At 37.4% G+C, this 23,762-nt stretch carries 34 protein-coding genes and 1 pseudogene; 4 read left to right on the top strand and 31 right to left on the bottom strand.

The annotated features are described in order from the left end of the window. Positions 1-114 precede the first annotated feature (114 nt). From F601_RS0104395 to trpX, 8 genes are all read right to left on the bottom strand, one after another. The gene (locus tag F601_RS0104395; RefSeq protein WP_018164461.1) at positions 115-1,773 is read right to left on the bottom strand and encodes a ribonuclease J; all 1,659 of its coding nucleotides are present in this window, start codon (positions 1,771-1,773) and stop codon (positions 115-117) included. A gap of 426 nt (positions 1,774-2,199) precedes the next feature. Continuing rightward, complete coding sequence (locus F601_RS0104390; RefSeq protein ID WP_018164460.1) at positions 2,200-3,270, bottom strand: HAMP domain-containing sensor histidine kinase; 1,071 nt, start codon at positions 3,268-3,270, stop codon at positions 2,200-2,202. Beyond that, entirely contained in the window at positions 3,263-3,949 is a 687-nt protein-coding gene (locus F601_RS0104385; RefSeq protein ID WP_018164459.1) for a response regulator transcription factor, read from the bottom strand. Before F601_RS0104385 ends, F601_RS0104390 begins: the two co-directional genes overlap by 8 nt. Positions 3,950-3,995: 46 nt before the next feature. Continuing rightward, entirely contained in the window at positions 3,996-4,676 is a 681-nt protein-coding gene (locus F601_RS0104380; protein WP_026183106.1) for an ABC transporter ATP-binding protein, read from the bottom strand. Further along, positions 4,673-5,758 carry an FtsX-like permease family protein gene (locus tag F601_RS0104375; RefSeq protein ID WP_018164457.1) on the bottom strand — a complete coding sequence of 362 codons (1,086 nt, stop codon included), beginning with the start codon at positions 5,756-5,758 and terminating at the stop codon, positions 4,673-4,675. Before F601_RS0104375 ends, F601_RS0104380 begins: the two co-directional genes overlap by 4 nt. Positions 5,759-5,854: 96 nt before the next feature. Further along, positions 5,855-6,613: an ABC transporter ATP-binding protein gene (locus tag F601_RS0104370; protein ID WP_018164456.1), complete on the bottom strand. Its 759-nt coding sequence runs from the start codon at positions 6,611-6,613 to the stop codon at positions 5,855-5,857. Continuing rightward, positions 6,610-7,479, bottom strand: a complete 870-nt coding sequence (locus F601_RS0104365; RefSeq protein WP_018164455.1) for an ABC transporter permease — start codon at positions 7,477-7,479, stop codon at positions 6,610-6,612. The genes F601_RS0104370 and F601_RS0104365 overlap by 4 nt, the downstream gene beginning before the upstream one ends. A 16-nt stretch (positions 7,480-7,495) precedes the next feature. Beyond that, the gene (gene trpX, locus F601_RS0104360) at positions 7,496-8,497 is read right to left on the bottom strand and encodes a tryptophan ABC transporter substrate-binding protein (protein WP_018164454.1); all 1,002 of its coding nucleotides are present in this window, start codon (positions 8,495-8,497) and stop codon (positions 7,496-7,498) included. 372 nt (positions 8,498-8,869) lie between these two features. Between trpX and F601_RS0104355 the strand changes: the two genes are divergently transcribed. Then, on the top strand, positions 8,870-10,522 hold the full coding sequence (locus tag F601_RS0104355) for an Rqc2 family fibronectin-binding protein (RefSeq protein ID WP_018164453.1): 1,653 nt from the start codon (positions 8,870-8,872) through the stop codon (positions 10,520-10,522). 334 nt (positions 10,523-10,856) lie between these two features. Here the strand turns inward: F601_RS0104355 and F601_RS0104350 are convergent, their stop codons facing one another. From F601_RS0104350 to F601_RS0104245, 22 genes and pseudogenes are all read right to left on the bottom strand, one after another. Further along, entirely contained in the window at positions 10,857-11,402 is a 546-nt protein-coding gene (locus F601_RS0104350) for a hypothetical protein (protein WP_018164452.1), read from the bottom strand. Positions 11,403-11,491: 89 nt separating this feature from the next. Then, a pseudogene (locus tag F601_RS12305) lies at positions 11,492-11,788 on the bottom strand (helix-turn-helix domain-containing protein). A gap of 16 nt (positions 11,789-11,804) precedes the next feature. Then, positions 11,805-12,065: a type II toxin-antitoxin system RelE family toxin gene (locus F601_RS0104340; protein ID WP_018164450.1), complete on the bottom strand. Its 261-nt coding sequence runs from the start codon at positions 12,063-12,065 to the stop codon at positions 11,805-11,807. A 1-nt stretch (position 12,066) separates the two neighbouring features. After that, complete coding sequence (gene relB, locus F601_RS0104335) at positions 12,067-12,288, bottom strand: type II toxin-antitoxin system RelB family antitoxin (protein ID WP_024532383.1); 222 nt, start codon at positions 12,286-12,288, stop codon at positions 12,067-12,069. A 198-nt stretch (positions 12,289-12,486) separates the two neighbouring features. Continuing rightward, positions 12,487-12,903: a minor capsid protein gene (locus F601_RS0104330; protein WP_018164448.1), complete on the bottom strand. Its 417-nt coding sequence runs from the start codon at positions 12,901-12,903 to the stop codon at positions 12,487-12,489. Between the two features lies 1 nt (position 12,904). Further along, the gene (locus F601_RS0104325; RefSeq protein WP_018164447.1) at positions 12,905-13,318 is read right to left on the bottom strand and encodes a hypothetical protein; all 414 of its coding nucleotides are present in this window, start codon (positions 13,316-13,318) and stop codon (positions 12,905-12,907) included. A gap of 17 nt (positions 13,319-13,335) precedes the next feature. Continuing rightward, positions 13,336-13,647 (bottom strand): hypothetical protein, encoded by a 312-nt coding sequence (locus F601_RS0104320; protein ID WP_018164446.1) that lies wholly within the window; start codon positions 13,645-13,647, stop codon positions 13,336-13,338. A gap of 4 nt (positions 13,648-13,651) precedes the next feature. Further along, entirely contained in the window at positions 13,652-14,083 is a 432-nt protein-coding gene (locus tag F601_RS0104315; RefSeq protein WP_018164445.1) for a hypothetical protein, read from the bottom strand. A 38-nt stretch (positions 14,084-14,121) separates the two neighbouring features. Beyond that, positions 14,122-14,409, bottom strand: a complete 288-nt coding sequence (locus F601_RS0104310) for a hypothetical protein (protein WP_018164444.1) — start codon at positions 14,407-14,409, stop codon at positions 14,122-14,124. Continuing rightward, complete coding sequence (locus F601_RS0104305; protein ID WP_026183105.1) at positions 14,406-14,990, bottom strand: hypothetical protein; 585 nt, start codon at positions 14,988-14,990, stop codon at positions 14,406-14,408. The genes F601_RS0104310 and F601_RS0104305 overlap by 4 nt, the downstream gene beginning before the upstream one ends. A 96-nt stretch (positions 14,991-15,086) precedes the next feature. Beyond that, on the bottom strand, positions 15,087-15,269 hold the full coding sequence (locus F601_RS0104300) for a hypothetical protein (RefSeq protein WP_018164442.1): 183 nt from the start codon (positions 15,267-15,269) through the stop codon (positions 15,087-15,089). A 217-nt stretch (positions 15,270-15,486) separates the two neighbouring features. Continuing rightward, positions 15,487-15,675: a hypothetical protein gene (locus F601_RS0104295; protein ID WP_018164441.1), complete on the bottom strand. Its 189-nt coding sequence runs from the start codon at positions 15,673-15,675 to the stop codon at positions 15,487-15,489. A gap of 91 nt (positions 15,676-15,766) precedes the next feature. Further along, a complete protein-coding gene (locus F601_RS0104290; RefSeq protein WP_018164440.1) occupies positions 15,767-15,961 on the bottom strand; it encodes a hypothetical protein in 195 nt (64 codons plus the stop codon). Between the two features lie 15 nt (positions 15,962-15,976). Then, positions 15,977-16,825: an ATP-binding protein gene (locus F601_RS0104285; RefSeq protein WP_018164439.1), complete on the bottom strand. Its 849-nt coding sequence runs from the start codon at positions 16,823-16,825 to the stop codon at positions 15,977-15,979. 15 nt (positions 16,826-16,840) lie between these two features. Then, entirely contained in the window at positions 16,841-17,689 is an 849-nt protein-coding gene (locus tag F601_RS0104280; RefSeq protein ID WP_018164438.1) for a DnaD domain protein, read from the bottom strand. Continuing rightward, positions 17,689-17,874 (bottom strand): hypothetical protein, encoded by a 186-nt coding sequence (locus F601_RS0104275; RefSeq protein ID WP_018164437.1) that lies wholly within the window; start codon positions 17,872-17,874, stop codon positions 17,689-17,691. The genes F601_RS0104280 and F601_RS0104275 overlap by 1 nt, the downstream gene beginning before the upstream one ends. 6 nt (positions 17,875-17,880) lie before the next feature. Next, complete coding sequence (locus tag F601_RS13300; RefSeq protein WP_018164436.1) at positions 17,881-18,039, bottom strand: hypothetical protein; 159 nt, start codon at positions 18,037-18,039, stop codon at positions 17,881-17,883. A 10-nt stretch (positions 18,040-18,049) separates the two neighbouring features. Beyond that, positions 18,050-18,364 (bottom strand): hypothetical protein, encoded by a 315-nt coding sequence (locus F601_RS0104265; protein WP_018164435.1) that lies wholly within the window; start codon positions 18,362-18,364, stop codon positions 18,050-18,052. Positions 18,365-18,373: 9 nt separating this feature from the next. Continuing rightward, the gene (locus F601_RS0104260; protein WP_018164434.1) at positions 18,374-18,577 is read right to left on the bottom strand and encodes a hypothetical protein; all 204 of its coding nucleotides are present in this window, start codon (positions 18,575-18,577) and stop codon (positions 18,374-18,376) included. Beyond that, a complete protein-coding gene (locus F601_RS0104255; protein ID WP_018164433.1) occupies positions 18,570-18,773 on the bottom strand; it encodes a hypothetical protein in 204 nt (67 codons plus the stop codon). Before F601_RS0104255 ends, F601_RS0104260 begins: the two co-directional genes overlap by 8 nt. Continuing rightward, positions 18,763-19,104, bottom strand: a complete 342-nt coding sequence (locus F601_RS0104250) for a hypothetical protein (RefSeq protein WP_248678586.1) — start codon at positions 19,102-19,104, stop codon at positions 18,763-18,765. Before F601_RS0104250 ends, F601_RS0104255 begins: the two co-directional genes overlap by 11 nt. 109 nt (positions 19,105-19,213) lie before the next feature. Beyond that, positions 19,214-19,402, bottom strand: coding sequence for a DNA-binding protein (locus tag F601_RS0104245; RefSeq protein WP_018164431.1), 189 nt, complete (start codon positions 19,400-19,402; stop codon positions 19,214-19,216). A 147-nt stretch (positions 19,403-19,549) separates the two neighbouring features. On the opposite strand from F601_RS0104245, the gene F601_RS12655 reads away from it, so the two are divergent. Next, on the top strand, positions 19,550-20,113 hold the full coding sequence (locus tag F601_RS12655) for a helix-turn-helix domain-containing protein (RefSeq protein WP_018164430.1): 564 nt from the start codon (positions 19,550-19,552) through the stop codon (positions 20,111-20,113). Positions 20,114-20,196: 83 nt separating this feature from the next. Then, positions 20,197-21,360, top strand: coding sequence for a tyrosine-type recombinase/integrase (locus F601_RS0104235; RefSeq protein WP_018164429.1), 1,164 nt, complete (start codon positions 20,197-20,199; stop codon positions 21,358-21,360). 147 nt (positions 21,361-21,507) lie between these two features. Here F601_RS0104235 and eno read toward each other — a convergent pair whose 3' ends face one another. Further along, positions 21,508-22,815 (bottom strand): surface-displayed alpha-enolase, encoded by a 1,308-nt coding sequence (gene eno / locus F601_RS0104230; protein WP_018164428.1) that lies wholly within the window; start codon positions 22,813-22,815, stop codon positions 21,508-21,510. A gap of 301 nt (positions 22,816-23,116) precedes the next feature. Here eno and F601_RS0104225 point away from each other — a divergent pair, with 301 nt between their 5' ends. After that, complete coding sequence (locus F601_RS0104225) at positions 23,117-23,575, top strand: YueI family protein (protein WP_018164427.1); 459 nt, start codon at positions 23,117-23,119, stop codon at positions 23,573-23,575. Positions 23,576-23,762 lie beyond the last annotated feature (187 nt).

Below are 23,762 nucleotides of genomic sequence, written 5' to 3'. Positions count from 1 at the left end.
CCTCCTACAAGAAAAGACCAGTAAACTAGCCTTTCCTTATTTTTAAATTTTCAAACACTGAGCTACCTTTTCTCTTACTGAAGAATGGAAACTAGTCTTTGAATTCTGAGATTATTAACGCACTTCCATGACAACCGGTAAAATGGCTGGGCGGCGTTTTGTTTGGTCAAAGAGGAACTTAGCAAGGTCATCGCGAACAGAACCCTTAAGTTCACCCCAATCAAACGTATCTTGAGCTAAATAATTCTCAACAGTTGTGTTCACCAAATCTGCAGCCTCACGCAAGATGTCGCGACTCTTCTTAACATAGACAAAACCGCGGGTATGAACTTTCGCTTTAGAAATAATTTTCTTTTCACGCTTGTTAACTGTGATAGCTACAATGAAAATACCATCTTCAGATAAGACTTTACGGTCGCGAAGAACAATATTCCCTACATCACCAATGGCATTACCGTCAATCATGACATCCCCAGCAGGAACACTTCCTTCGTGAAGGAATCCATCCTTACTATGGACCATAATATCACCACGTTTAACGATATAAATGTTCTCTGGAAACATACCAATTTCTTGCGCCACATCAGCATGAGCTGCAAGATCACGATACTCCCCTTGAATTGGGAAAAGATATTTAGGATGCAGAAGGTTAATCAACAACTGTAAATCACGTCCATTGGCATGACCTGATACACGCAAGTTTTGAGTAATTAATTTGACAGAACCACCAGCTTTGTAAACCAAATTTTCTGTACGTGCAACCACTGCTTCTTTAGCAATACTTGGTGTTGTAACGATGTAAACCAAGTCACCTTCTTTAATTTGAACAAAACGGTGACGACCGATAGCCATCTTTTGTAGGCTGTTAATTGGTTCACCCATACGACCCGCATCCAAAATAATTAACTCATGGTCTTCAAATTTGTCCATTTCTTTCGGCTTAATAATAAGCTTTTCATCAGATACACGAAGACGTTTCATACGAATAGCTGTGCGTACAATATTTTCAACATCATATCCAGTCAAAACAACTCGGCGACCATGATCTGCTGCTGAATCAAAAACTTGTTGAATACGAACAAGGTTAGACGCAACTGCTGCAACGATAACACGCCCTTCAGCATCCGCAATTACATTATCAATTTCAACACCAACTTCTGCTTCGCTTGCAGTTTGGACAGTGCTTGTCGCATTTGCAGAATCTGAAAGAAGTGCCAAGACACCTTCGCGTCCAATTTCTGCTAAACGTGATAAGTCTGTCTTGTAATATGGACGAGCAGCCTGATCAAATTTAAAGTCACCAGTGTAGACAATATTTCCTTCTTCTGTCCCAACAACAATACCTAAGCTTTCTGGAATAGAGTGAGTTGTTTTAAAGAATGAAATGGTTGCATCTTGAAAATCAATTTCGGTTTCCGCATCCACAACATGGAAATTATTGAATTTCTTTGGCCCATTATTCTTAACAAATAATTTAGCCAATTCGATTGTCAAAGGTGAACCAAAGACAGGTGCTTTAACTTCAGAAATAATATAAGGAAGTGCACCGATAGCATCCGCATGCCCATGGGTTAGGAAAATCCCTTGCACACGCTTCTTGTTTTCAATCAAATAATCAAGGTTTGGAATAACCACATCCACACCTAATTGTTCATTTTCAGGGTACTTGAGTCCTGCATCAAGTACGAATATAGAATCATTTACTTCAACCACATAGAGGTTTTTACCGTTCTCACGGACACCTCCAAGGGCGATAATCTTAATATCGCTCATTAGATCTCCTTTTTGGAATTTTTATTTTCATAGCAGAGCTTTTAACACAATCAATTTTCAATGATAAATACTTGTTTACTATCTTTCAATTGATTTCAAATGTAGAACTCTGACGCTTTTTCTCACAAACGGTCCTTGCCAAAACACCCATTCATGTGGGCATAGACAAGTCGAATTACAGCACTATTATTGTACCACATTTTCAAAGATTTTTCTGGAAATAACCATATAAAAAAGGAAGCTAGGCAATGTCCTTTCGTTAATACTCAAAGAGTATTAAAAATCTACCCTATCAACAATTTTTTGATAAGGTAGAACTTTCTTTATGAAGTTTAGCAAGCGATCTTTGATACTCTAATAACCTACATGAAACACTTACTTTTGACATCGAACTTGAACCCAGCACAAGAATTTTTTTTGAATCTTTTAAACTCCAGTTGGTAAGAAGACAGACACCCTTGTTCCTTTTTGAACTTGGCTAGTCAAGCTAATGCTGCCATCAAGATGTTGGATGATGCTCTTAACTATGGCTAAACCTAGACCACTTCCCTCTCTTTTATGAGAAGCATCCGCTTGATAAAAACTTTCAAAAGCGCGGTCCAATTCCTGAGAAGCCATGCCAATGCCCTTATCAGAAATAACAACTTCTAGGCTATCTTCACTTTTTCTGACCTTAATTGAAATCTCGATAGGCTCTTTTGAATATTTTACAGCATTGTCTAGGAGATTGATCCAAACTTCCATCAAAAGATTGGCATTAGATAGCAGAGTCATCTCAGGACAATCCAGACTAATCTCAATGGTTCGATGGGACCATTTTTCTGTAATCAGAATAATGGCTTGCCTCAACTGCTCATCCAGCCTAATCAGGTCATCTTTTGCAAGCCTAGTCTGATTTTCCACTCTAGACAAACTGAGAATCATATCCGCTAATTGAGATAAGCGCTGCGTCTCTTGGGCTAGAAGACTTAGAAGTTCTTTCTTTTCTTCTTGTGGTAAATCCTGCTCCTGAAGAAGCTCTGCTATGCCCGAAAGGGAGGTTAAAGGCGTCTTAAACTCATGGGCAACACTAGAAACAAAGCTACGACGCATTGCCTCCAGCTGACCTAAGTCCAGAGCCATATGATTGATATTTAGAGACAATTGATCCAATTCATTAAGATAAGGGTAGCCTTTGCGCGAGGTTTGACTTCGATGAATTTGTGTGGAGAAATCCCCCTTGGCAATCTCAATGACCGCTTGATTCATCTCAATTAGGGGCTGCGTCAAGCGATAGGCCCCAAACCACATAGTCAATGCCCCAAATCCGATAGTTAGGGCACAGGTCAATAGCAGAGCTAAAATCAAGTGATTTCTATCCCACTGACCTTGGTTGAACCAAAGCAATCCCCCTACAACTAAACCTGTCGCCAAAAGACAACTTGAAATCAAGATAAAGACAAATAAGAGGGTAAAATAAGGTCTTAAGGGCATGCGGAAAAGACGTTTTTTAGTCATTTGAATCCTCGTTTATAATAGCCTTGTAACCAACACCACGAACGGTCTGAACTTGGATTAAGGGATAGGCTGCAATCTTTTGTCGAATTTTTTTGATACAGGCATCAATCAGGCGTTCATCATAATCTTCTTCCATGCCCCAAATAGCATCAAGCAAATCCAGTCGAGTAAAAATTTTATTGGGCTGACCTAAGAGATGATAGAGAACTTGGAATTCCTTTTTTGGAAAGGTCAGCAGGCTCTTCCCATTTATCAAACTGTAGCTCTCCTCATCTAAAACCAGGGAACCAATTCTAATTTGATGATCTGCATTAATTTGTGCTCTTCGTAGGAGTGCCTTGACCCGTAAACTAAGTTCTTTCAAAACAAGGGGTTTAACCATATAGTCATCAGCACCAAGCTCAAAACCATCTTCCAAATCCTCTAGCTGTCCTTTGGCAGAAACAATAAGAATTGGCAAGTTGTAGTTAGCTGCTCTTAGAGCTTTAATCAAGCCTAGTCCATCTAAATGGGGCATCATCAAATCTGTAATCACTAAATCAACTTGAGTGGATGATAATAAGTCAAGTGCCTCTTGACCATCTGAGGCCAATAAAACACTATAACCATCTTGTTTTAGGCGTGTTGAAATCAGCTTTTGAATCACCCTATCATCTTCAACGACCAGAAGTTTAATCATGATAAATCCTTTACAAATGTTCTTCTACTTATTGTATCATGATTTTTTAGTTATTAACTTTAACAAGCTTAGCATTTTCCAGACGATAGACCGTATCCACCACATCTAGGATGCGCTCATCATGAGTTACCATAACGACAGCTGTCTGTCTTTCCTTAACCTCTTGGCGTATCAGCTCAGCCACTTGACGGCCACGACTAGCATCAAGACTTGCTGTCGGTTCGTCAGCAAGGATTAAACTTGGTTGGTTGAGGAAGGCTCTGGCAATAGCTGCGCGCTGCTTTTGACCGCCTGAGAGCTGTTTAGGGTACTTTTTAGCACAGTCTGCAATCCCTAATTCTGACAGCAAAGCTTCTTGACGTTGTTTTATCTCTGTTTTTGAAAAACGTTTAGAGAATTTACCAATCATGTCTAACTGCTCTGCTATTGTCAAAAATGGCAACAATTGATGATTTTGGAATATAAAGCCAATTTTTTCACGACGGAGTTTGGTCCACTCTTTTTGTGAGCCAACCTTTTCTCCATCGAGATAGATTTCTCCAGAATCAGCTGATAGGAGGGCACCTGCAATGGATAAGAGAGTACTTTTACCAGAACCCGAAGGTCCAAGGATGGCAACGAACTCACCAGCCGATACTTGTAAGTCAAGCTTATCTAAGATTGTACGTTCTTCTTCACCATCTTGATAAGACTTACTAATTGCTTTTAAGTTTAAAACTGACATCAGTCCTCACCTCCATTGATAATTTCGATTGGGTCAATACGGCTAACTTTCAAGACAGAAATCAAGCCAGCCAAGAGACAAATTAGGATGAAGGCAGCCGATACCGTCAAGACATCCCCATAGTTTAGGAAGAAGGGCATGCTAGCTGGAAGAACTCTTGATAAGAGAATAGCCAAACCATCACCCAAGACAACTCCAAAAAGTGACAAAAGGAATGTTTGCGAGATTTCTTGATAAGCAATCTCTGACATTTTTGTTCCAAGGGCCTTCATAACCCCAAATTGCTGGCGTTTTTCCAAGGTTACAATATAGAAAAAAACACCTAAAATAGCAGCTGCAGCAAGGACTAAGACCCAGAGAATCATATTCAAAGTTGACTGTTCAGCACTATAACCAGGAATCTTGCTGATTAAACTTTGCTTATCAACAATTTCAAGATTGTTAAGTTCTTTGCTTGATAGGTCCTCATCTTGAGTCACAATAGCCTGTGGAAGCCATTGATATTGTGGATTCAATTCTTGGTTCATTTCAACAAAGGTCTCTTTTGAGACATAGGCTGCCGCAGTATGACCATACATGCTATTCTTAGTAAAACCGACAACAGTCAGGGTTTTCTCAGAAGCCTTATCAACGATTTTATCACCGATTTCAAAGCCGTCTTCCTTGTAAGAATCATTTAAAACAATAGTATCCGTTTTGCTTGCAGTCTTTCCAGAAATGATTTCAGGTGCAATAAAACTATCGGTATCAACGGCAAAATAAGTGACGTCAATTTTATCTTTCTCACCCTTTTCAGCAAAACTACCTCGTTGGATATTTAGGGCAGTAGCTGTCTCAAGATCCAGTTCATCTATGCTATCTTGTTTCTCTTCTGAAAGCGATGAATAGGTAATAACCTGATCAGCATCATCTGCTACTATAAAGTAAGTAGCATCCATATTTTCGATACTAGCGCTTACCGCGCGTGCCAATCCATTCGTTAAACCAGACAAGAAAACCACCATGAACATCATGAGAACAACAAGTAGCTCAATAAGTAGGTATTTCTTCTTGTAAAAAAGCAATTCTTTGAAAGCTATTTTCATCATTTTTCCTTCTTTCTATTTTTATCTACTATAGCATAAGTTTATGACCTCAATGTGACGCAATAGAAAAAACTGGAGGTCTTCCAGCTTTTTACATTATTCGAAAAATTGATAATAGTCACTGAGCTGCATCTGTTCTTTTTCAGTGCTATTAAGATCCTTAACAATCTTACCATCCTTCATGACAATTAAGCGATTACCATATTTCAGAGCATCTTCCATATGGTGGGTAATCATGAGAGCTGTCAATTTATCCCCAGTCACAAACTCATCCGTCAAATTCATAAGAGATACACTTGTCTTAGGATCAAGGGCCGCAGTATGCTCATCGAGAAGCAAGAGTTCAGGTCGCTTTAGTGTAGCCATAAGGAGACTAAGTGCTTGCCGCTGCCCTCCTGATAAAAGACCTGTCGGAGTCTCCAAATGCTTTTCTAAGCCATTTCCAGTTTTAGAAATCAGACCAGTAAATTCTTCTGTAAAGGCATGAATTTTTCTTGGGGAAAAGCTGCGCTTGTCACCTCGGTATTTAGCAATGAGGAGATTCTCAGCAACTGTCATACGTGGAGCTGTTCCCATTTTAGGATCTTGGAAAACACGCGCTAGATACTTAGCTCTTTTTTCAGCTGGAAGATGCGTAACATCTTCTCCCATGATGAAAATGCTGCCGCTAGTTAACATCAAAGTCCCTGCAATGACATTAAAGAGGGTTGATTTACCAGCACCGTTTCCACCAAGAATGGTTAAAAAGTCATGCTCATAAATATCAAGATTGACATCATCAAGAATCGTTTTCATTTCATCAAAGCCATTATTGACCTGAACAGTCGCATTTTTTAATTCTACAATTTTTTTCATCGCGATAAGGTCACTCCTTTGAAGAATTTATTTTTCAGTACTGGTACCATGAGGCAGATTGCTAGGACAAGGGCACTGAAGAGTTTGAGGTAATTAGTATTGAAACCAAGTGCAATTACAGCTGTAATCAAGAATTGGTAGAAAATAGAACCCACAACAATGGCAATAAGACGTTCCAAAAGAGTAAGGCCTGTTGAGTAAAGAACTTCACCGATGATAATGCTGGCAAGTCCAATAACGATAACCCCAATCCCTTTTGAGACATCAGCGTAGCCATCCTGTTGAGAAACCAGGGCACCTGACAGAGCAATTAAACCATTTGAGATGACCAAGCCCATAACTTCCATTCGGTCTGTGTTGATCCCAAAACTTTTAGCCATGTCGCGATTATCACCTGTAGCGATGTAGGCTTGGCCAAGTTTAGTATACAAAAAGTAAATCAGCCCTGCTATTACCAAAACCACTGCTATCAAACCAAGTATCAAAAGGTTGCTGTCTTTAGCAAATGGAAGCAAATCTTGAAGCGTTCTGCTATCCAAGAGACCAAGATTAGCACGGCCCATAACCATGAGCATGATAGAGTTACAAGAGGTCATAACCAGAATTCCCGCTAAGAGGGTTGGAATTTTACCTTTTGTGTAGAGGAGACCTGTTACCAAGCCAGCCACACAGCCAGCGAGCGCTCCAACTATGGTTGCTAAGAGAGGGTGAATCCCTGCATTCATGAGGGTAACAGCCACTGCTCCACCTAAAGGGAAAGAACCTTCTGTTGTCATATCAGGAAAATTCAAAATCCTAAAGGTCAGGTAAATTCCTAAACCAAGAACTCCCCATAAAAGGCCTTGTGATATTGATGAGATAATCATGTTCTAACTCTTTCTATTAATCTTCTTCAACTGCAATTTCAGCTTCTTTAAGCACACTGTCAGGAATAGTAATACCCAATTCTTTGGCAGCTTTTAAGTTGAGTGTTGGTGTTCCAGTGTCAATGACACTAACTGGGATATCTTTAACTTCTTTACCATTCAACAATTTAACCGCAATTTTTGCAGTTTCAACACCCAAGTCATATTGACTTTGGTTAATGGCAGCAAGGCTTCCTTGTTTAACCATTGTGTCTACTGTTGAGTAAACTGGGATTTTAGCCTGATTAGCTGCTGAAAGGACAGTTGTAAATGCTGAAGCGATGGTATTATCTTGTGGAACCCAGATGGCGTCAACCTTAGTTGTCATGACTGCCATAGTAGTTGTAATTTCATTGGTAGATGGTACAGCATAAGGAACAACTGTCAACCCTGCTTCTTCCGCATACTGAGTGAAAGACTCAACTTGAGAAACAGAATTATCTTCACTGCTGGCATAGAGAATACCGATTGTTTTAGCATCTGGAGTGATTGAAGTAATCAAGTCAACTGTTTGTCCAGTAGGTACCTGGTTAGATGTTCCGGTTACATTGGCTTCAGGTTCTTCAAGATTCTTGACTAGTTTTGCTCCAACAGGATCTGAAATTGCCCCCATCACAACTGGAATGTCGCTGGTTGCTGAGGCCAAACCTTGGGCAGCAGGTGTCGCAATTCCAATCAAGATATCATTTCCATCATTGACCAATTTTTTGCTCATGGTTTGAATCTTACTTTGGTCAGCTTCTGAGTTTAAGAGGGTTAACTCAATATTATCACCGTCAAAACCAGCATCAGCTAAACCATCTTCAATCCCCTGCTCAATTTGATCCAATGCTTCATGGGTTACAAACTGAAGGATTCCAACTTTTACCACATCTTTTTGTGCGACAGACTGGCTGGAATTCATGTTATTATAAACCAATGATCCAGCAACTAAAAAGCCAAGTGCCACCAATGTTCCAATAAGTGCTTTATTTTTCATAATTTTCCTTCTCCTGATTCCATTACTTCAACACATATAATTATTAATGAGACAACTAAAAAGAAAAAACGCCTAGCAAGAAACCTCACCACGCGCTTTTTAATCTTGAACTAAGACTCAGCGCATAGATACTTTTTAGAAGTACTCCAAAAGCCGTATCTATGCACACACATAAACACAACTTTTACCTACGCCAGCTTTGCCAATGAGTAAGAGTCTGTGTCATGTTCATCTTAGTATCCTCCTGTGTTTTTTCTTTAATTATATACTAAATTCTGAAAATTGCAAGCGGTTTTGAAAAAATTTCCAAAAATATATTTTACATACGCCTTATGGTATAATAGGTAGAATAGATTTTAGAGAGGAGAAACCATGTCTTTCGACGGCTTTTTCTTACACCATTTAACTAAGGAATTACAAGAACAGGTCCTTTATGGACGTATCCAAAAAGTAAACCAACCTTTTGAACGTGAATTGGTTTTAACCATTCGTAACAATCGACAAAATTATAAACTTCTTCTTTCCGCTCATCCCGTTTTTGGACGTGTTCAAACAACAAAGGCTGAACTTCCAAACCCTAAGACCCCTAACACTTTCACAATGATTATGAGAAAGTATTTGCAGGGAGCTGTTATTGAATCCATTACACAAATCGATAATGACCGTATTCTAGAGATTGCTGTTTCCAATAAAAATGAAATCGGTGACCACATTCAGGCTACCTTGGTAGTGGAAATCATGGGTAAACACAGTAATATCATTTTGATTGATAAAGCTGAGAGTAAGATTATTGAATCCATCAAACACGTCGGCTTTTCTCAAAACAGTTATCGGACTATTTTGCCGGGGTCAACTTACATCGCGCCTCCTCAGACTGACAGCGTCAATCCTTTCACCATTAAGGATGAGAAACTTTTCGAACTTCTTCAAACGGAGGAATTATCAGCTAAAAATCTTCAAAAGCTTTTCCAAGGACTTGGTCGCGATACTGCCAGCCAATTAGCTGCGCAGCTGTCAAACGACAAACTTAAAGAGTTCCGTAGCTTCTTCGCCCAAGAGATTAAGCCTAATCTCACTGAAAAAAGCTTTGCTGCTGTGCCATTTACCGATAGTGGCCAAAGTTTTCCAAGCCTTTCTGAACTACTCGACTACTTCTACCAAGACAAGGCAGAACGTGATCGCATCGCCCAACAGGCCAGTGACCTCATTCACCGTGTTCAAAATGAATTAGATAAGAATATCAAGAAGTTAGGTAAACAGGAGAAAGAGCTAGCTAACACGGATAATGCCGAAGAATTCCGTCAAAAAGGGGAGCTACTGACCACCTTTCTTAGTATGGTGCCAAATAATCAGGATAGCGTTGAGCTTGACAACTATTATACCAATGAGAAAATTACCATCGCACTCGATAAGGCCCTAACACCTAACCAGAATGCCCAGCGCTATTTCAAGAAATATCAAAAACTAAAAGAGGCTGTTAAACATTTGACCGGACTAATTGATGAAACTAAACAAACCATTAACTACTTTGAAAGTGTAGACTACAACCTTTCACAGGCTAATTTGGATGAAATCGAAGATATCCGTGAAGAATTGGTTCAAGCTGGTTTCATGAAACGTCGTTCAACTGATAAACGCCACAAGAGGAAAAAACCTGAACAGTATCTTGCTTCAGACGGTAAAACCATTATCATGGTCGGACGAAACAATTTGCAGAATGAGGAATTGACCTTTAAAATGGCTAAAAAAGGTGAATTGTGGTTCCACGCAAAGGATATTCCAGGCAGTCATGTTATCATCAAAGACAATCTCAATCCCAGTGATGAAGTCAAGACAGATGCTGCCGAGCTAGCTGCCTACTATTCTAAAGCGAGATTATCTAACCTTATTCAAGTCGATATGATTGAAGCCAAAAAACTCAATAAACCTAGTGGTGGAAAACCAGGCTTTGTAACCTATACTGGACAAAAAACACTACGGGTGACTCCAACTGAAGAAAAAATTCAATCAATGAAGATGCAATAAGAAAAAATGAGTGGTTATCCTTTATCAGGAAACTGCTCTTTTTCATTCTTTTAAACAAGAAAGTCACATAAGTAAAAAAAACATCTTAGAGAAAATCTCTAAGATGTTTTTGGTTTTCTAAACCTTTAACCTAAAACTAGATTATTTTTTAAGGTTATCGCAGTATCAAATAATTCAATAAAATACACTAAATTATTAACCTACTTTTTACCTTTTTTATTCTAAAATGTAAAGTACAAACAAGTACAATATACTAAAGGGGTAGTAAAAAAGGTATTAAATTGATGAGTTCAGCAGGCAAGACAAAAGGCATCTTACTGGATGCCTTTTACTGTTATAGAAAATCATTGTCCTTATCCTCAAACCAGTTTCTTCTCCTAGCCCTTGATAACTCCAGATGAGTTGAAAAACTTCCCACTGTGAATGCACTATAAAGACAAATCACAAATTTCTCTAACCAATTCATTTGCTCTATATACTCTTTAAAACAACAATAAAAATAATGCTTTTGTAGTGGCTCTAAAGCTTTTAAACGTGTTTTAACATCGTCAGCATATTTTTTATTTATATCATGATAGGTTTTTGAATAATAGGGGTCATTTTCAATATCAGTATAAAATGTTGCCATTACACAATCATGAACACTAATATAATAGCCTTCTATTATTGCTCGTCTAGCAAAAAATATCAAAGCTATGAAAGAGGCAATAAATGCAAGTACGCCCCCAATCATATCCCAAAATTCAGACGCATACAAACTGCCAGAGATTGCATAGTTAAAACTGAAAAGTAAAACCACAAAAAGAATTATCCAAAATAAACCTTTAACGATAAAATCCGTTGCAAATGACCTACGTTGCCATTTTTGTTTAATTTTCAAATGTATCTCCTTATTATTGATATATTTAACAAATTGTATAGATTGTCGTTGTTCCAGCAAATATATCTACTTTTTCTCTATAAAAAAAATTATACTTGTTCATGCTCTAATGGTACAACTGCTAAGGTCTTACCAAGACTTGCCAATACTTTTAAAACTGTATCAAGTTGTGGGCTAGTTTTACCAGTTTCCATCCTAGCAATAACTGGTTGACCAACACCGATCATCTCCTCTAGTTTCTTCTGACTAATGCCCTTTTCATTTCTAGCCTCGATAAGCTCACTCATGATAGCCACGCGCATATCACTTTCTAAAATTTATTCTTTGCTGAATAACCCAGCTCTTATATTTTTCCAGTTACTACCGATAGCATTATTTTTAAGCATCTTACTTCTCCAGTAATCAGTAAATATCTTTCCTGTGCCCAAACTCAAGAGCTAGAATAACCATTTTATCATCTTGAATATCACAAATTAGGCGATAGTCGCCAATACGATAGCGCCACTCGTTAGCATGGTTTCCTGTTAAACCTTTACCATTGGCGCGTGGGTTGTCTGTGCCCTCTAAGTGCTTATCAATCCAAGCAAATAACAACCGCTGTATCTGCTTATCTAGTTTCTTAATCTGCTTTTGAGCCTTTTTAGAATACTCTATACTGTACATATTACAAGCCTAGCTCTTTCTTAAAATCAGCATGGCTAATTGTCTCTGGGTCTGCTTTGTATTCAGCATAGGCTTGTTTATAAATTTTCAAATCATACTCATCTTCGATATCACGCTCTAAGGCTTTCTTGAAAAGACTTGAAAGACTTTGTCCTGTTAATTGAGCATAACTTTTGAAAAACGTTTCTTCTTCTTGATTTAATCTGATAGTTACTGTACTCATGTTATTTCCCTCGTTTCTTTGTGTTACATTGTAGCACATTTTAAGGTATTTGTCAATTCTCACAATAATAAAAGCACCTAGTTTCCTAGATGCTAGCACAATGACACGGATTCGCACCGTGGCTACCTCTATCAAGGTGTACTCCTTCTATACTATCCTTTGTGCTTAAATCATTATATCAAACAGTATTAAAATTTATCAAGTAGCATCTATATGAATCGCTTTTATAAATACCCTTTTCCAATTTCTAATATTATTGGCATTTTTAAAGGATTTCTCATACCAATGCGTACCAGTTCCGGGCGTTGTGTACTTTCTTTTAGCTGCTAGTAATTTCTCCCTGTTAGCAAAGAAAAATCGTCTTTGCTTTTCAGAAACAAAACCTTTCCGCTTTGGTCCATAATATTGCGCTCTTGCGTAAGGTGGGTTATAAACTATAGAATTTCCGACTACATGCCCAGATGCTCGCAAATTACCGCTTTTCTTTGGGATATATTTATTGGTATCAAGCATCATTTGGTTCATCATTGCTATCTTTCCTATTTGTAAGGATTGTGGACTAAGTTTTTTCTCTATCCCGCCTAAATCTATCTTAATACTAATAGCTTTTCCCATGTTATACCTCCTCTAATTTATTATGATATACCCCCATATTAGGTAAAGGCACAATGCTAAAATACAAATCAGAATAGGTATCAAACCACTGATTCAGCTTAGTATAGGCTGATGATTGAGCAAGAAATAGTATCCTCTGACAAGCTCCAATAACATTCATACGATTATATACATAAACCTCTTTTACAGTCTCTAGCACATCCTCTGGGCTTGTCTGTACTCTAATATCTGTTATTTGCTTGATAGTTGCATATTTTTGATAAGCTAGCATATCTTGATTTTTAGCAGCATCAAACATTTTTCGCTCAAGGACACTATACTTAGGATGTTCTTTATCTCGCATGAAATACCACTTGAGCCATAAAATCTTCTCTCGATGTATTACAGAAATACGCTCTATTTTCTTCTTAGTCATTTCTACCTCCTAAATCATCAATCTAACAATTCTAACCATTCACTTTTAGAAATTATTGTATGGGGCTTGTTCGGCGTATGATACAAAGGTTCTAAGCCTTTATTAACTCTAATATAGTCCATCTTATCCTCATGAGTGGGAAAGTATAAGACTTCTGTTTCATCCCCGTTTAGGATACGATTGCACCAATCATCAACAATAACTGGTACTTGCCACTCACGCCATTTTTTAAGATTTTCTAACAGTTCATTATCACTAAATAGCTCGCCATCAATTCGGAAAAATTCTCCTAGGTCATTGTTTCCCTCAACAATAATAAACTCTGGCATACTTCTATTGCTCAATAATTCCTTGAGCTCTCGTAACTCTTTGATTTCTTTTAGATACTTCCTCAATTTCTAACCTCAATTCTTCAATCTGCCTTACAACTCCAAAAATTTCATGGGTCTTATAAGATTGTTCAAGTATAGCCTTTGCTGCTTGGGTTCTTATAAACGGATTAACCTTGCTATCCATCATAATATCATTGAGTACAGAAACAGCATTGGATGATGCCAAGTAAAGCATTTGAGTTGTTTTATCCATCATCTCATCTTGCTTTACCCTTAATGTCTTTTTAACTGCTGCAACTTTTAGATACTTATGACCTGTCGCCCTAGATACCCCTGCTTTTTCGCAAGCCTTCTCTATCGTTGGTTCGGTAAGCATGGCATCTATAAATTTGACTTGTCTGGATGTAAGGCTATCATTTTCATTTCCTGCCATCCGATACCTCCTAACATGTAAAAAGGGGATAGTACCCCCTATGGACTAAAATAACCAACCATTTTAGCTATACCCTTTTTGGTGATTTGCCTAACTTCCTGCAACCTCGTAAAGGGTGATGGCTGTGAAATTTGCCCCTTTTCAAAGGCTCTGATAATTCTTTTTGAGTATAAATTGGCTGATTTTATTTGATGCATTGGTACTCTCTCTTGTTCTACAATGTCAGCATACAAATTAAATGCTTTTTCCTCTAACTCAGTATCTTTTAGCATATGTTGCAAAACAAGCGTAAATACCAATGCTGTATGATACTTCTTATAAATCACTCGAATTTAACTCCCAATGAACGCCCAACGCTATATAATTTTTGGTATGTATCATAACCTAAAGGGATTGAATTAGCTAATGAATAAGTTGAACCATTAGCCGTCATCAAGGTTATTAAACCACTAAAAGCTATTTTAAAATCTTCGTCAATAACATCTGCTAGCGCTTGCTGATGAATGTCTTTTGGTTTTGATGTGTACTGGTTTAGCAAGACCACTGTATTTTTAAAGCTCTCGATAGTACGCTGTGTTAATTCGCGCGCCTCTGGGTCTGCTCCCCATTTTTCAATAACATAATCCCCAAAAAGTTCCTCAACAGCCCTTAACTTATTTGGTCGCTCTTCTTCAAAAGTCTGTTTTTCAAGATTGTAACGACTACTAATACGCGAGATAAACCCTTCTAACTCCGCCACCTTAGTATCAGTTTCAAATGAAAAATTCTTTTCCCTATCAATTCGGGCTTGTTCTAATTCTGTTTTAGCTGCATCAAGCTTTTCTTTATATTCTTCTAAAGCCTCATGCTTTGCCTTAACTTGAGATACGATAGATTGAATTTTAGGCAATACATTTGATGTTGTCATTTTAAAATCCTCCTTATGACAAATAAAAGAACCCAACACAATAACAAAGCCATAAGCCTTGAAATTTGCATTGGGTTCTTCCTCTAGCATTATTTATTAAATTAAACTGTCAACATGATTAGTCTTTTTATATGGCACGCCAGCCCTAAAATGGATTTCTACACTACCATGACTTACATTATTGACTTTTTTAATTATACCATCTTTTTCTAAAATTATCCAGCCTTGGCTTAATAATTCAGCTACTGATTCCATTGGTTGAATATCTTTAAAATCCACGTTTTCGCTCCTTTATTTCATTTTATTATAATCTGAATACCCCTAGCCTATTGATTTCACTAGGTTTTTAGGGTTCGTATGCTAAAATACTACCCTTTTTGTGTCCCCTATGGATGATTTTTCAAATTGGTTAGATTGCCACGCTTGATTTATTTGGTCGTGGAAAGCATGGCAACTACTTCTAAATTGGAGCGATTTCTTACCCCATGAAAAGTGTCTATTTTTGTTTAGATTTGTAAGTTAGTTCATTATCACGTAACATCATATTGATGCAACTGATAGTATTATACAAACTAGAAAATACACCCTCTATCTGCTCTTTGGAATAACTAGCTCCCTCAAGCATGGCATCAAGTGCTAGTTTTTCTTGTTCATCAAGCCATTTTTTTAATTCCTCATAAGTCATTTTAAGTCTCCTGTTCAAAAATTAATAAGTTGTTGAATTTTCCAACCAAACAACCATAAAGATAGAGATATCAAGTTTTTTCATGGTTTGTTTAGGTTTGTAAGTTACGCACAAGCAAGTCTTGTTTTAGGGCGCTATCAATATAATTAAAAGCAACCAAAATCGCTTCAAGTATAGCTGTTTTCTCAAGCATCGTTTCCTTACCATCAAGATACATTTTTACTTCATACTGTACTTGCTCATCTAATCTCTCAAAGACAAGTGTTTTGATTTCATCATAAGTCATTTTAATTCTCCTGTTCTAAAATATTTTGTTTTTTAGCTGATTGATTGAGTAACGCTTATCTTTGATACTAAATACTTTGAAATAGTTACCATCTAGCCCTGTACGGACACGACTTGCAACACGTTCGCTATATAGGTTTGCTATTTCATTATTGCTTAAATTGGTTGTGATGATAGTATTTTTTCGATGACTAAGCACATCAAAAATAAACCCCTCCTCCCATGCTGACTTAGATTGACCCGATGAGTTACCAAGTTTAACCCCTAAATCATCTAAAATCAGATAATCAGCCTCTTTCAGCATCCGCGAATAATAACCCTCTTTGCTAGTAAACTTAAAACTCTCTCGGATCTCTCTTAGTATCTCGGTAAGGTTAATAAATAATACGCTCTTAGGCTCTCCTTTGGCTCTATATGCCTCATTCAGCTCTTTTGCAAGAGAAACAACTAGATGAGTTTTTCCAACCCCTGTAGTGCCTGTTAGCAAAGTATTTCCATTCATACCATCCAGATATTTTTGAGTTTGACTTTTTACAAAATCTAACATCTGCTTTTCCTCTGGTGACTCAATAATGAAATTATCAAAAGATGCCGCTTTTAAGTCTTCTGGAATTGTACTGTCTCGCATAAGCACATCATAGGTTTTCTGATAGATACCAGCATTCAAATGTTTCTCTATATCTCGCTGTACCTGCTTATCTATCTGCTCCTTGGCACATTTAGGACAAAACGGAGACGGTTTCCGTGGTTTATCTTCCCCAGAAATTTTAACAACTCTATCAAGCTGCATTAACGGGATGCCATGAATGGGACAATTCTCTTCTAGTGTCTTTGTATTTGCGATAAATTCATCTTGCGTTAGCATATGTAACTCCTTTTTCTAAAATGGATTTTCTTCTGACCAGTTCGCCAACCATTCTTCACGGGTTTGTGATTCTGGTTTTGAATTATTTTGCTGTTTCTTAGCCTCACGCGCTGCCTTATTATTTCTAATAAGCTCTACCGTCAATAGGTTATCCTGTTTCCATCGCTTGAGAATAGCTTGAATATAAGCAAAATTAGCCTTACCTTGACCTACTGCCTCTCTCAATGCCTCATGAATAACATCAGCGCTAAAATCCTCTAGCATGTACTGTAATTCTTGCATCTGTATTGGCGATAAGGCTTTTCCCGTTTCTTGCTCAAAAGATTTATATAGATTTACAAAGTCTTGGTTAAGGGTAGGGGGAGTAGGTGATTGTTCTTTATCTACTTCTACTCTTTCTCTATCTCTTATCTTTTCTTCTCTACTCTTCTCTACGTAACTATCTTGTGACAAAGTTACGGTTTGGTGTAACGTTGTTACACCACTCTCCCGCTTTTTCTTTTTTCTCATCCTTTCCATCCTTACTGCTGATTGAGTTTTTGAGCCTATACGTTGTACTGCACCCGGTAATGAAACTTCATCCTCTGATACTTCAACCAGTAACCCTTTACGTTTTAGAAAATCAAATACCACTCCAACATCCTCTACTGTCTCATCAATATCAAATGCAAGCTCTGATACAAAATCATCTTCAATACTTTCAAAATACAATGAGCCATTATTTTTTAGACTTTTCAGTAACAATTTTAGATAAATAGTGGTATATACATACCCTGCTGCCATCCTTTTCAAGGCTTTCATTTCTTTTTGTTCAAAAAAATCATGCTCCATCTTCAACCACCAGTAACGCTTTTCTTCTGCCATTATTTCTCCTCTAAGATAACATCACAAAGACTAATATAATCACACTCCATTAATGATATATGGCTTTTAATAACTTCTAGTGAGGTTGCCATACCATCCAGCTGCTCTTCTGCCAAAAACTCTTCAATTTTTCCGATTGCTTGTAAAGCTCTATCGTGACTCATCATAAACTCAGTTAATTTCATAATTCCTTACCTCCAAATTGTTCTACTGCTTGATTTCGTCACACGTTCAATCAGTTCGTCACGCGCGTGCTTATCCACTTTATCGCTGATGAAAACAACATCTAAACTAGGTGAGTAATGCGCCTTACCTCTCCACGCATCACCATCAATAATAAATACTTTCAAAATAGACCTCCTAGCGTACAGTAAGAAAAGCAATAATATCTGTCCAAAGATAAAACACTTTTTTGCTACTTTCATAAGGACTTTGCAGCCTCCGAAGTCCTAGGCGTTCCCAATTATCTAAAGTTGTATACGATACTCCGAGGCGCTCTGACGCTTTCTTTTTCGATACAATATCGACCCCATCATAGTGCTCCTTAAAAAATTCAAACAATTTATTCGCGGTTAATATTCGTATTTTTAAATCTGCTAATTCATAGCCTTTAGAATAGGTGCCCGTACCCAATTCAAATTGGTCTAAATCAATTTTGTCTAAATCAATTCCCATACTCCCCTCCTAGTTGTAACGTTTACCTGCAAGCTGAATATAACGCCCATAGCGCTCTTTTACGTGGTCTGTGGTGTTTTCCTCTGCTTCATCAATTTGTGGGCTAATATCAAGCTCTATATAGCTCTCATAACGCCATAACAAGACGAGAATAACCAAATATACGATAATCAAGATAATACTTTCAGTTGGTGTTAAATTTAACTCATTCATTGTCATACTCCTTGAAAAATCTATCTGATAATTCTGTGTGTTCTGAAACAAGATGCTTTAGCCCATTGGTTGCTACTGCTACAAGAGCTGTTGCTTTGTCTTGGTCAATATCACTAATAGCCATCTCTAAGGTGCTGATAACATTTTCCAGCTCTGCACATAGCAATTCATAGTTGCTTAAAATCTTATCGTTCATGTTGTCTAATAGTCTCCAATTCTTTATCATCATCACAATTTATCAACTTACAAGCGATTAGGTCTAATTCTTGATATAACTGTTCAGTCATTTCAGAAATAACGCAAAATGCTTGTTTCATTTGATAGAGTAAAACAACGCTATCTGCTCCAGCATTATCAGCAAGCAGTAAAGCGCGACCTAGCTTTTGGATAATTTCAATACGTGGGAGCAATTCATCAATTTGGTTTCCCTGCTGTTTAATGTTTCGTGTACTTAATGTCATTTTGATTTTCTCCTTTGTTTTTGGTAAAATTAAAGTGATATATTTTATAAGGGCGATAATTTTCACTCTTACTAAATACCTAACAAAACCACGCGCCTTGCCTTGCTTGAGTTTTGTTATTTTTCCTTAGCCGTGTACGTTGGTTTGGTCGCCTGTACATGGCTTTTTGCTTGGCTTAAATTTCTTCTACTAGCCAAGTCATCACGCTTTCATAGATGCGTTTAGGAGCATCATAGTTACCATTCTCAACTTTTCCTAGAGTTGGTGGTGTGACTCCTAACTTTTTAGCTAATGCCACTTTACCTAAACGCTCAACAGCTCGTTTTTTTCGGACTTTTACAGCAATTTCTTCTGTAATAAGCATCTTTTCACTCTCCTTTCTAACGAAATTATTTTCGTTTATATTTTGATTATAACTGAAATTATTTTCGTTGTAAAGGGGTTTGCGAAATTTTTTTCGTTAAAAATAAAAAAATATGTTATAATCATTTTGGAAAGGTGGTTTTACCTAATGAATAGATTGCAAAAATTGCGAAAAGAAAGAGGCTTATCTCAAAAAGCTCTGACAGAAATGCTAAATGATAAGTCTGATTTTACTGTTACTCTACGGACTGTCCAAAACTGGGAGGCAAATAGAACACCGATAAAGTCTGCGCCTGCTCAAATACTAGCTGATTTCTTCGGTGTAACTGTCCCATATCTTCTAGGTTATCATGAGGAAACTATTGCTTTTGAATTTCCTAGTGATGAAGAAGGTTTTTATAAAGAGACTCAAAAACTAATTGATATGGCTGAGAATATTGAACAAGATAGCGATATTTACCCTCAAGTTCAGCAAGTCAAAGATATGGCTATACTGGTACGAAGTAGCCGAGAAAAAATAAAAGCTCGGTATGGTCAAAAAGTATATCAGGAACTAAGCGACAAAGAGACAGACTTTGAATTTTATAAATATCTAACTTTTTTATTAGATAAAAAAGAATATCTTAAAAGTGATTTGCTAGTCTTTCTTTCTTTGTTAGATTCATCAGATAAAGAAATTATTTTTAAAATGATTACCGAATTTAAAAAATAATAATCATTCTATTGTAATAACATGTATAAATACCTAACAAAACCACGCGCCTTGCCTGCTGATGGAAAGAAAGGTACAAATACATGAAAATCAAAGATAAAATCAAAAAGAACGGTCAAAAAGTTTACTATGCTAGTGTTTACCTAGGAGTTGACCAACTAACGGGCAAGAAAGCCCGTACAACTGTTACAGCCACTACCCAAAAGGGCGTTAGAATAAAAGCGCGTGATGCTATCAATGCTTTTGCTGCTAACGGCTATACAGTTAAAGACAAGCCAACAATTACAACGTATAAGGAGCTTTCTAATAGTTGGTGGGATAGCTATAAAAGCTCTCTCAAGCCAAATACGCAACAATCATACGACGGTTTAATAAAAGTTCATTTATTGCCTGTATTTGGCGATTACAAGCTATCTAAGCTAACGACACCTATTATCCAACAACAAGTAAACAAATGGGCTGAGAAAGCAAATAAGGGCGAAAAAGGGGCATATGCTAACTATCGCTTTCTGCATAACATGAATAAGCGTATTTTGAAATACGGTGTTTCTCTGCAAGTGATAACATATAACCCAGCTAACGATGTTATCGTGCCACGTAAGCAACAAAAAGAAAAAGCTGGTGTAAAATATCTAGATAACAAAGAGTTAAAACAATTTCTTGATTATCTCGATATCTTAGACCAATCAAACTATGAAAACCTGTTTGATATTGTCCTATACAAGACTTTGTTAGCTACTGGTTGCCGTATCGGTGAGGCTCTAGCTCTTGAATGGTCTGATATTGACCTAGATAATGGTATTATCAGCATTAACAAGACACTCAACAGATTTCAAGAGATAAACTCGCCTAAATCAAGCGCTGGTTATCGTGATATACCAATAGACAATGCAACGTTACTTATGCTCAAGCAATATAAAAACCGCCAACAAGTACAATCATGGCAACTAGGGCGGTCTGAAACGGTTGTATTCTCTGTATTTACAGAAAAATATGCCTATGCTTGTAATTTAAGACAACGCCTAAATAAGCATTTTAAGGCTGCTGGCGTGACTAACGTATCATTCCATGGTTTTCGTCACACACATACAACAATGATGCTCTATGCTCAAGCTAGCCCTAAAGATGTACAATACAGACTAGGGCACTCTAACTTGATGATGACTGAAAATGTATATTGGCACACTAACCAAGAAAACGCAAAAAAAGCTGTCTCAAATTATGAAACAGCAATCAATAGTTTATAAGGGTTGCCCCATCTTGGGTTACCCTCTTACTATACCTAATTTTCACTAGGGGTAGTAAAAAGGGTAGTAAATTCTAAAAAAGCACCTCGGGATGATGCCCCAAAGTGCTTAATATCAAGGTTTCTAGCCCTTTATGCAATAAATAAATTATTTTTTAAGGTTGTAGAATGATTTGATACCTTTGTATTGAGCAACTTCACCAAGTTGATCTTCGATACGAAGCAATTGGTTGTATTTAGCAATACGGTCAGTACGTGACAATGAACCTGTCTTGATTTGACCAGCGTTTGTTGCAACTGCGATGTCAGCGATTGTTGAATCTTCAGTTTCACCTGAACGGTGTGATACAACGGCAGTGTAACCAGCTTCTTTAGCCATTTCGATAGCTTCAAAAGTTTCAGTAAGAGTACCGATTTGGTTAACTTTGATAAGGATTGAGTTAGCAGCACCTTCTGCAATACCACGTGAAAGGTAATCAGTGTTTGTAACGAAGAAGTCGTCACCAACCAATTGAACACGTCCACCTAGGCGTTCAGTAAGAGCTTTCCAACCGTCCCAGTCGTTTTCATCCATACCATCTTCGATAGTGATGATTGGGTATTTGTTAACCAATTCTTCAAGGTAGTCGATTTGTTCTGCAGATGTACGAACAGCAGCGCCTTCACCTTCAAATTTAGTGTAGTCGTAAACTCCACGTTCTTTGTCGTAGAATTCTGAAGAAGCACAGTCGAAACCAATCATGATTCCGTTTTCGCCAGCTTCATATCCAGCAGCTTCGATAGCTTTAAGGATTGTTTCTACACCATCTTCAGTTCCTTCGAACTTAGGAGCGAAACCACCTTCGTCACCAACAGCAGTAACAAGTCCGCGTTCTTTAAGGATTTTCTTAAGAGCGTGGAATACTTCAGCACCCCAACGAAGACCTTCTTTGAAAGTAGGTGCACCAACTGGCATGATCATGAACTCTTGGAATGCGATTGGAGCATCTGAGTGAGATCCACCGTTGATGATGTTCATCATAGGAGTTGGAAGAACTTTAGTGTTGAATCCGCCAAGGTAAGTGTAAAGTGGCACTTCAAGATAGTCAGCAGCAGCACGAGCTACAGCGATAGACACACCAAGGATAGCGTTGGCACCAAGTTTACCTTTGTTAGGAGTACCATCAAGTGCGATCATTGCACGGTCAATAGCTTGTTGATCGCGAACATCGAAACCGATGATTGCTTCAGCGATAACGTTGTTTACGTTGTCAACAGCTTTTTGTGTACCAAGACCAAGGTAACGTGATTTGTCACCGTCGCGAAGTTCAACTGCTTCGTGTTCACCAGTAGAAGCTCCTGAAGGAACCATACCACGTCCGAAAGCACCTGATTCAGTGTAAACTTCTACTTCAAGTGTTGGGTTACCGCGTGAGTCAAGGACTTCGCGAGCGTAAACATCAGTAATAATTGACATTATGTTACTCTCCTTATGAGTTTAATATTTTTACATGTTAATAATACCACAATCTCAGTTAATAATCAAACTAAAATGCGTTATTATGAAATTCATTTTTATTTTCAAAAGATTTGTATTAAAATGTTTTCCTTTCTCTTTTCTTTCCTTAGATTATTTAAAACTTTTATCATTTTAGATGATATTTCTTTAATTATCTTACGATTTAGTTATGCTAGATTCATCTATCAAATCTATTTAACTGTATTTTCCATAAGAATAAGGTATAATTTGCTTAATAAGTATTGAAAAGAGGTGTTTCATGGAAAATTTAGATCAAAAAGTTTTACAGGCTTCAAGTGGCGAACATCGTTTTGACCCAGATCAACAACGTCGTTTCTTAGGGACATTTGAAGAGCGAGTCATCTTAGCTATTACTCTTGAAGATGCACGTTTAGAAGTTGTCAGAAATCAATTAGCTGATATTTTAAATCAAATTATCAAAATCCACGAGAACCCCCACGTCAAACTATCTTCAAATCTTCCCAACAGTTTACAAATGAATTACATGAAATTAGCTAATCAGATTAATTTAAATGTAACTGTCATACGGGAAGATAAAAGCTTATCCCCTTACGGTGTCATTATTCACTCAGATAAGCCTGTTGATATTATTAATCCAGATATAAGAAGTCAGTTTCCAAACTTGTTTGAGGAGCCAAAACCCTCTTCTTCTGAACAAACTGAAAAAAAATCTCTCTGGAAAAAAATCTTTGGTTGAATTTTTATTTCAAGATAATTTAGGGTTAGACGTGAAGGAGTTTCCACAAAAACTACTGAGGCCATGTTCTATTTCAAACATCAAAAGGGGCTGGGCAAAAACTCCAGAATACGGTAAAAGGCATAGAACTTCGTTATCCAAAACGTTGATTCTATGCCTTTTTAAAGTGTCTATTTTTCAAAAGAAG

The sequence above is a fragment of the Streptococcus henryi DSM 19005 genome (assembly GCF_000376985.1).
GTDB lineage: Bacteria > Bacillota > Bacilli > Lactobacillales > Streptococcaceae > Streptococcus > Streptococcus henryi.
This window is presented reverse-complemented; position numbering and strand designations above follow the sequence as displayed.

What these genes read in the sequence shown, in the direction of transcription:
- F601_RS0104255 (WP_018164433.1), bottom strand. Translation starts at nt 18,773, where the DNA reads ATGAACGATAAGATTTTAAGCAACTATGAATTGCTATGTGCAGAGCTG.
- F601_RS0104330 (WP_018164448.1), bottom strand. Translation starts at nt 12,903, where the DNA reads ATGGGAAAAGCTATTAGTATTAAGATAGATTTAGGCGGGATAGAGAAA.
- F601_RS0104355 (WP_018164453.1), top strand. Translation starts at nt 8,870, where the DNA reads ATGTCTTTCGACGGCTTTTTCTTACACCATTTAACTAAGGAATTACAA.
- F601_RS0104385 (WP_018164459.1), bottom strand. Translation starts at nt 3,949, where the DNA reads ATGATTAAACTTCTGGTCGTTGAAGATGATAGGGTGATTCAAAAGCTG.
- F601_RS0104305 (WP_026183105.1), bottom strand. Translation starts at nt 14,990, where the DNA reads ATGACAACATCAAATGTATTGCCTAAAATTCAATCTATCGTATCTCAA.
- F601_RS0104245 (WP_018164431.1), bottom strand. Translation starts at nt 19,402, where the DNA reads ATGCTTATTACAGAAGAAATTGCTGTAAAAGTCCGAAAAAAACGAGCT.
- F601_RS0104370 (WP_018164456.1), bottom strand. Translation starts at nt 6,613, where the DNA reads ATGAAAAAAATTGTAGAATTAAAAAATGCGACTGTTCAGGTCAATAAT.
- F601_RS0104225 (WP_018164427.1), top strand. Translation starts at nt 23,117, where the DNA reads ATGGAAAATTTAGATCAAAAAGTTTTACAGGCTTCAAGTGGCGAACAT.
- F601_RS0104285 (WP_018164439.1), bottom strand. Translation starts at nt 16,825, where the DNA reads ATGCTAACGCAAGATGAATTTATCGCAAATACAAAGACACTAGAAGAG.
- F601_RS0104315 (WP_018164445.1), bottom strand. Translation starts at nt 14,083, where the DNA reads ATGGCAGGAAATGAAAATGATAGCCTTACATCCAGACAAGTCAAATTT.
- F601_RS0104340 (WP_018164450.1), bottom strand. Translation starts at nt 12,065, where the DNA reads ATGTACAGTATAGAGTATTCTAAAAAGGCTCAAAAGCAGATTAAGAAA.
- F601_RS0104235 (WP_018164429.1), top strand. Translation starts at nt 20,197, where the DNA reads ATGAAAATCAAAGATAAAATCAAAAAGAACGGTCAAAAAGTTTACTAT.
- F601_RS0104260 (WP_018164434.1), bottom strand. Translation starts at nt 18,577, where the DNA reads ATGAATGAGTTAAATTTAACACCAACTGAAAGTATTATCTTGATTATC.
- F601_RS0104395 (WP_018164461.1), bottom strand. Translation starts at nt 1,773, where the DNA reads ATGAGCGATATTAAGATTATCGCCCTTGGAGGTGTCCGTGAGAACGGT.
- F601_RS0104280 (WP_018164438.1), bottom strand. Translation starts at nt 17,689, where the DNA reads ATGGCAGAAGAAAAGCGTTACTGGTGGTTGAAGATGGAGCATGATTTT.
- F601_RS0104265 (WP_018164435.1), bottom strand. Translation starts at nt 18,364, where the DNA reads ATGGGAATTGATTTAGACAAAATTGATTTAGACCAATTTGAATTGGGT.
- F601_RS0104275 (WP_018164437.1), bottom strand. Translation starts at nt 17,874, where the DNA reads ATGAAATTAACTGAGTTTATGATGAGTCACGATAGAGCTTTACAAGCA.
- F601_RS0104365 (WP_018164455.1), bottom strand. Translation starts at nt 7,479, where the DNA reads ATGATTATCTCATCAATATCACAAGGCCTTTTATGGGGAGTTCTTGGT.
- F601_RS0104295 (WP_018164441.1), bottom strand. Translation starts at nt 15,675, where the DNA reads ATGACTTATGAGGAATTAAAAAAATGGCTTGATGAACAAGAAAAACTA.
- F601_RS12655 (WP_018164430.1), top strand. Translation starts at nt 19,550, where the DNA reads ATGAATAGATTGCAAAAATTGCGAAAAGAAAGAGGCTTATCTCAAAAA.
- F601_RS0104290 (WP_018164440.1), bottom strand. Translation starts at nt 15,961, where the DNA reads ATGACTTATGATGAAATCAAAACACTTGTCTTTGAGAGATTAGATGAG.
- F601_RS0104320 (WP_018164446.1), bottom strand. Translation starts at nt 13,647, where the DNA reads ATGCCAGAGTTTATTATTGTTGAGGGAAACAATGACCTAGGAGAATTT.
- F601_RS0104325 (WP_018164447.1), bottom strand. Translation starts at nt 13,318, where the DNA reads ATGACTAAGAAGAAAATAGAGCGTATTTCTGTAATACATCGAGAGAAG.
- trpX (WP_018164454.1), bottom strand. Translation starts at nt 8,497, where the DNA reads ATGAAAAATAAAGCACTTATTGGAACATTGGTGGCACTTGGCTTTTTA.
- eno (WP_018164428.1), bottom strand. Translation starts at nt 22,815, where the DNA reads ATGTCAATTATTACTGATGTTTACGCTCGCGAAGTCCTTGACTCACGC.
- F601_RS0104375 (WP_018164457.1), bottom strand. Translation starts at nt 5,758, where the DNA reads ATGAAAATAGCTTTCAAAGAATTGCTTTTTTACAAGAAGAAATACCTA.
- relB (WP_024532383.1), bottom strand. Translation starts at nt 12,288, where the DNA reads ATGAGTACAGTAACTATCAGATTAAATCAAGAAGAAGAAACGTTTTTC.
- F601_RS0104390 (WP_018164460.1), bottom strand. Translation starts at nt 3,270, where the DNA reads ATGACTAAAAAACGTCTTTTCCGCATGCCCTTAAGACCTTATTTTACC.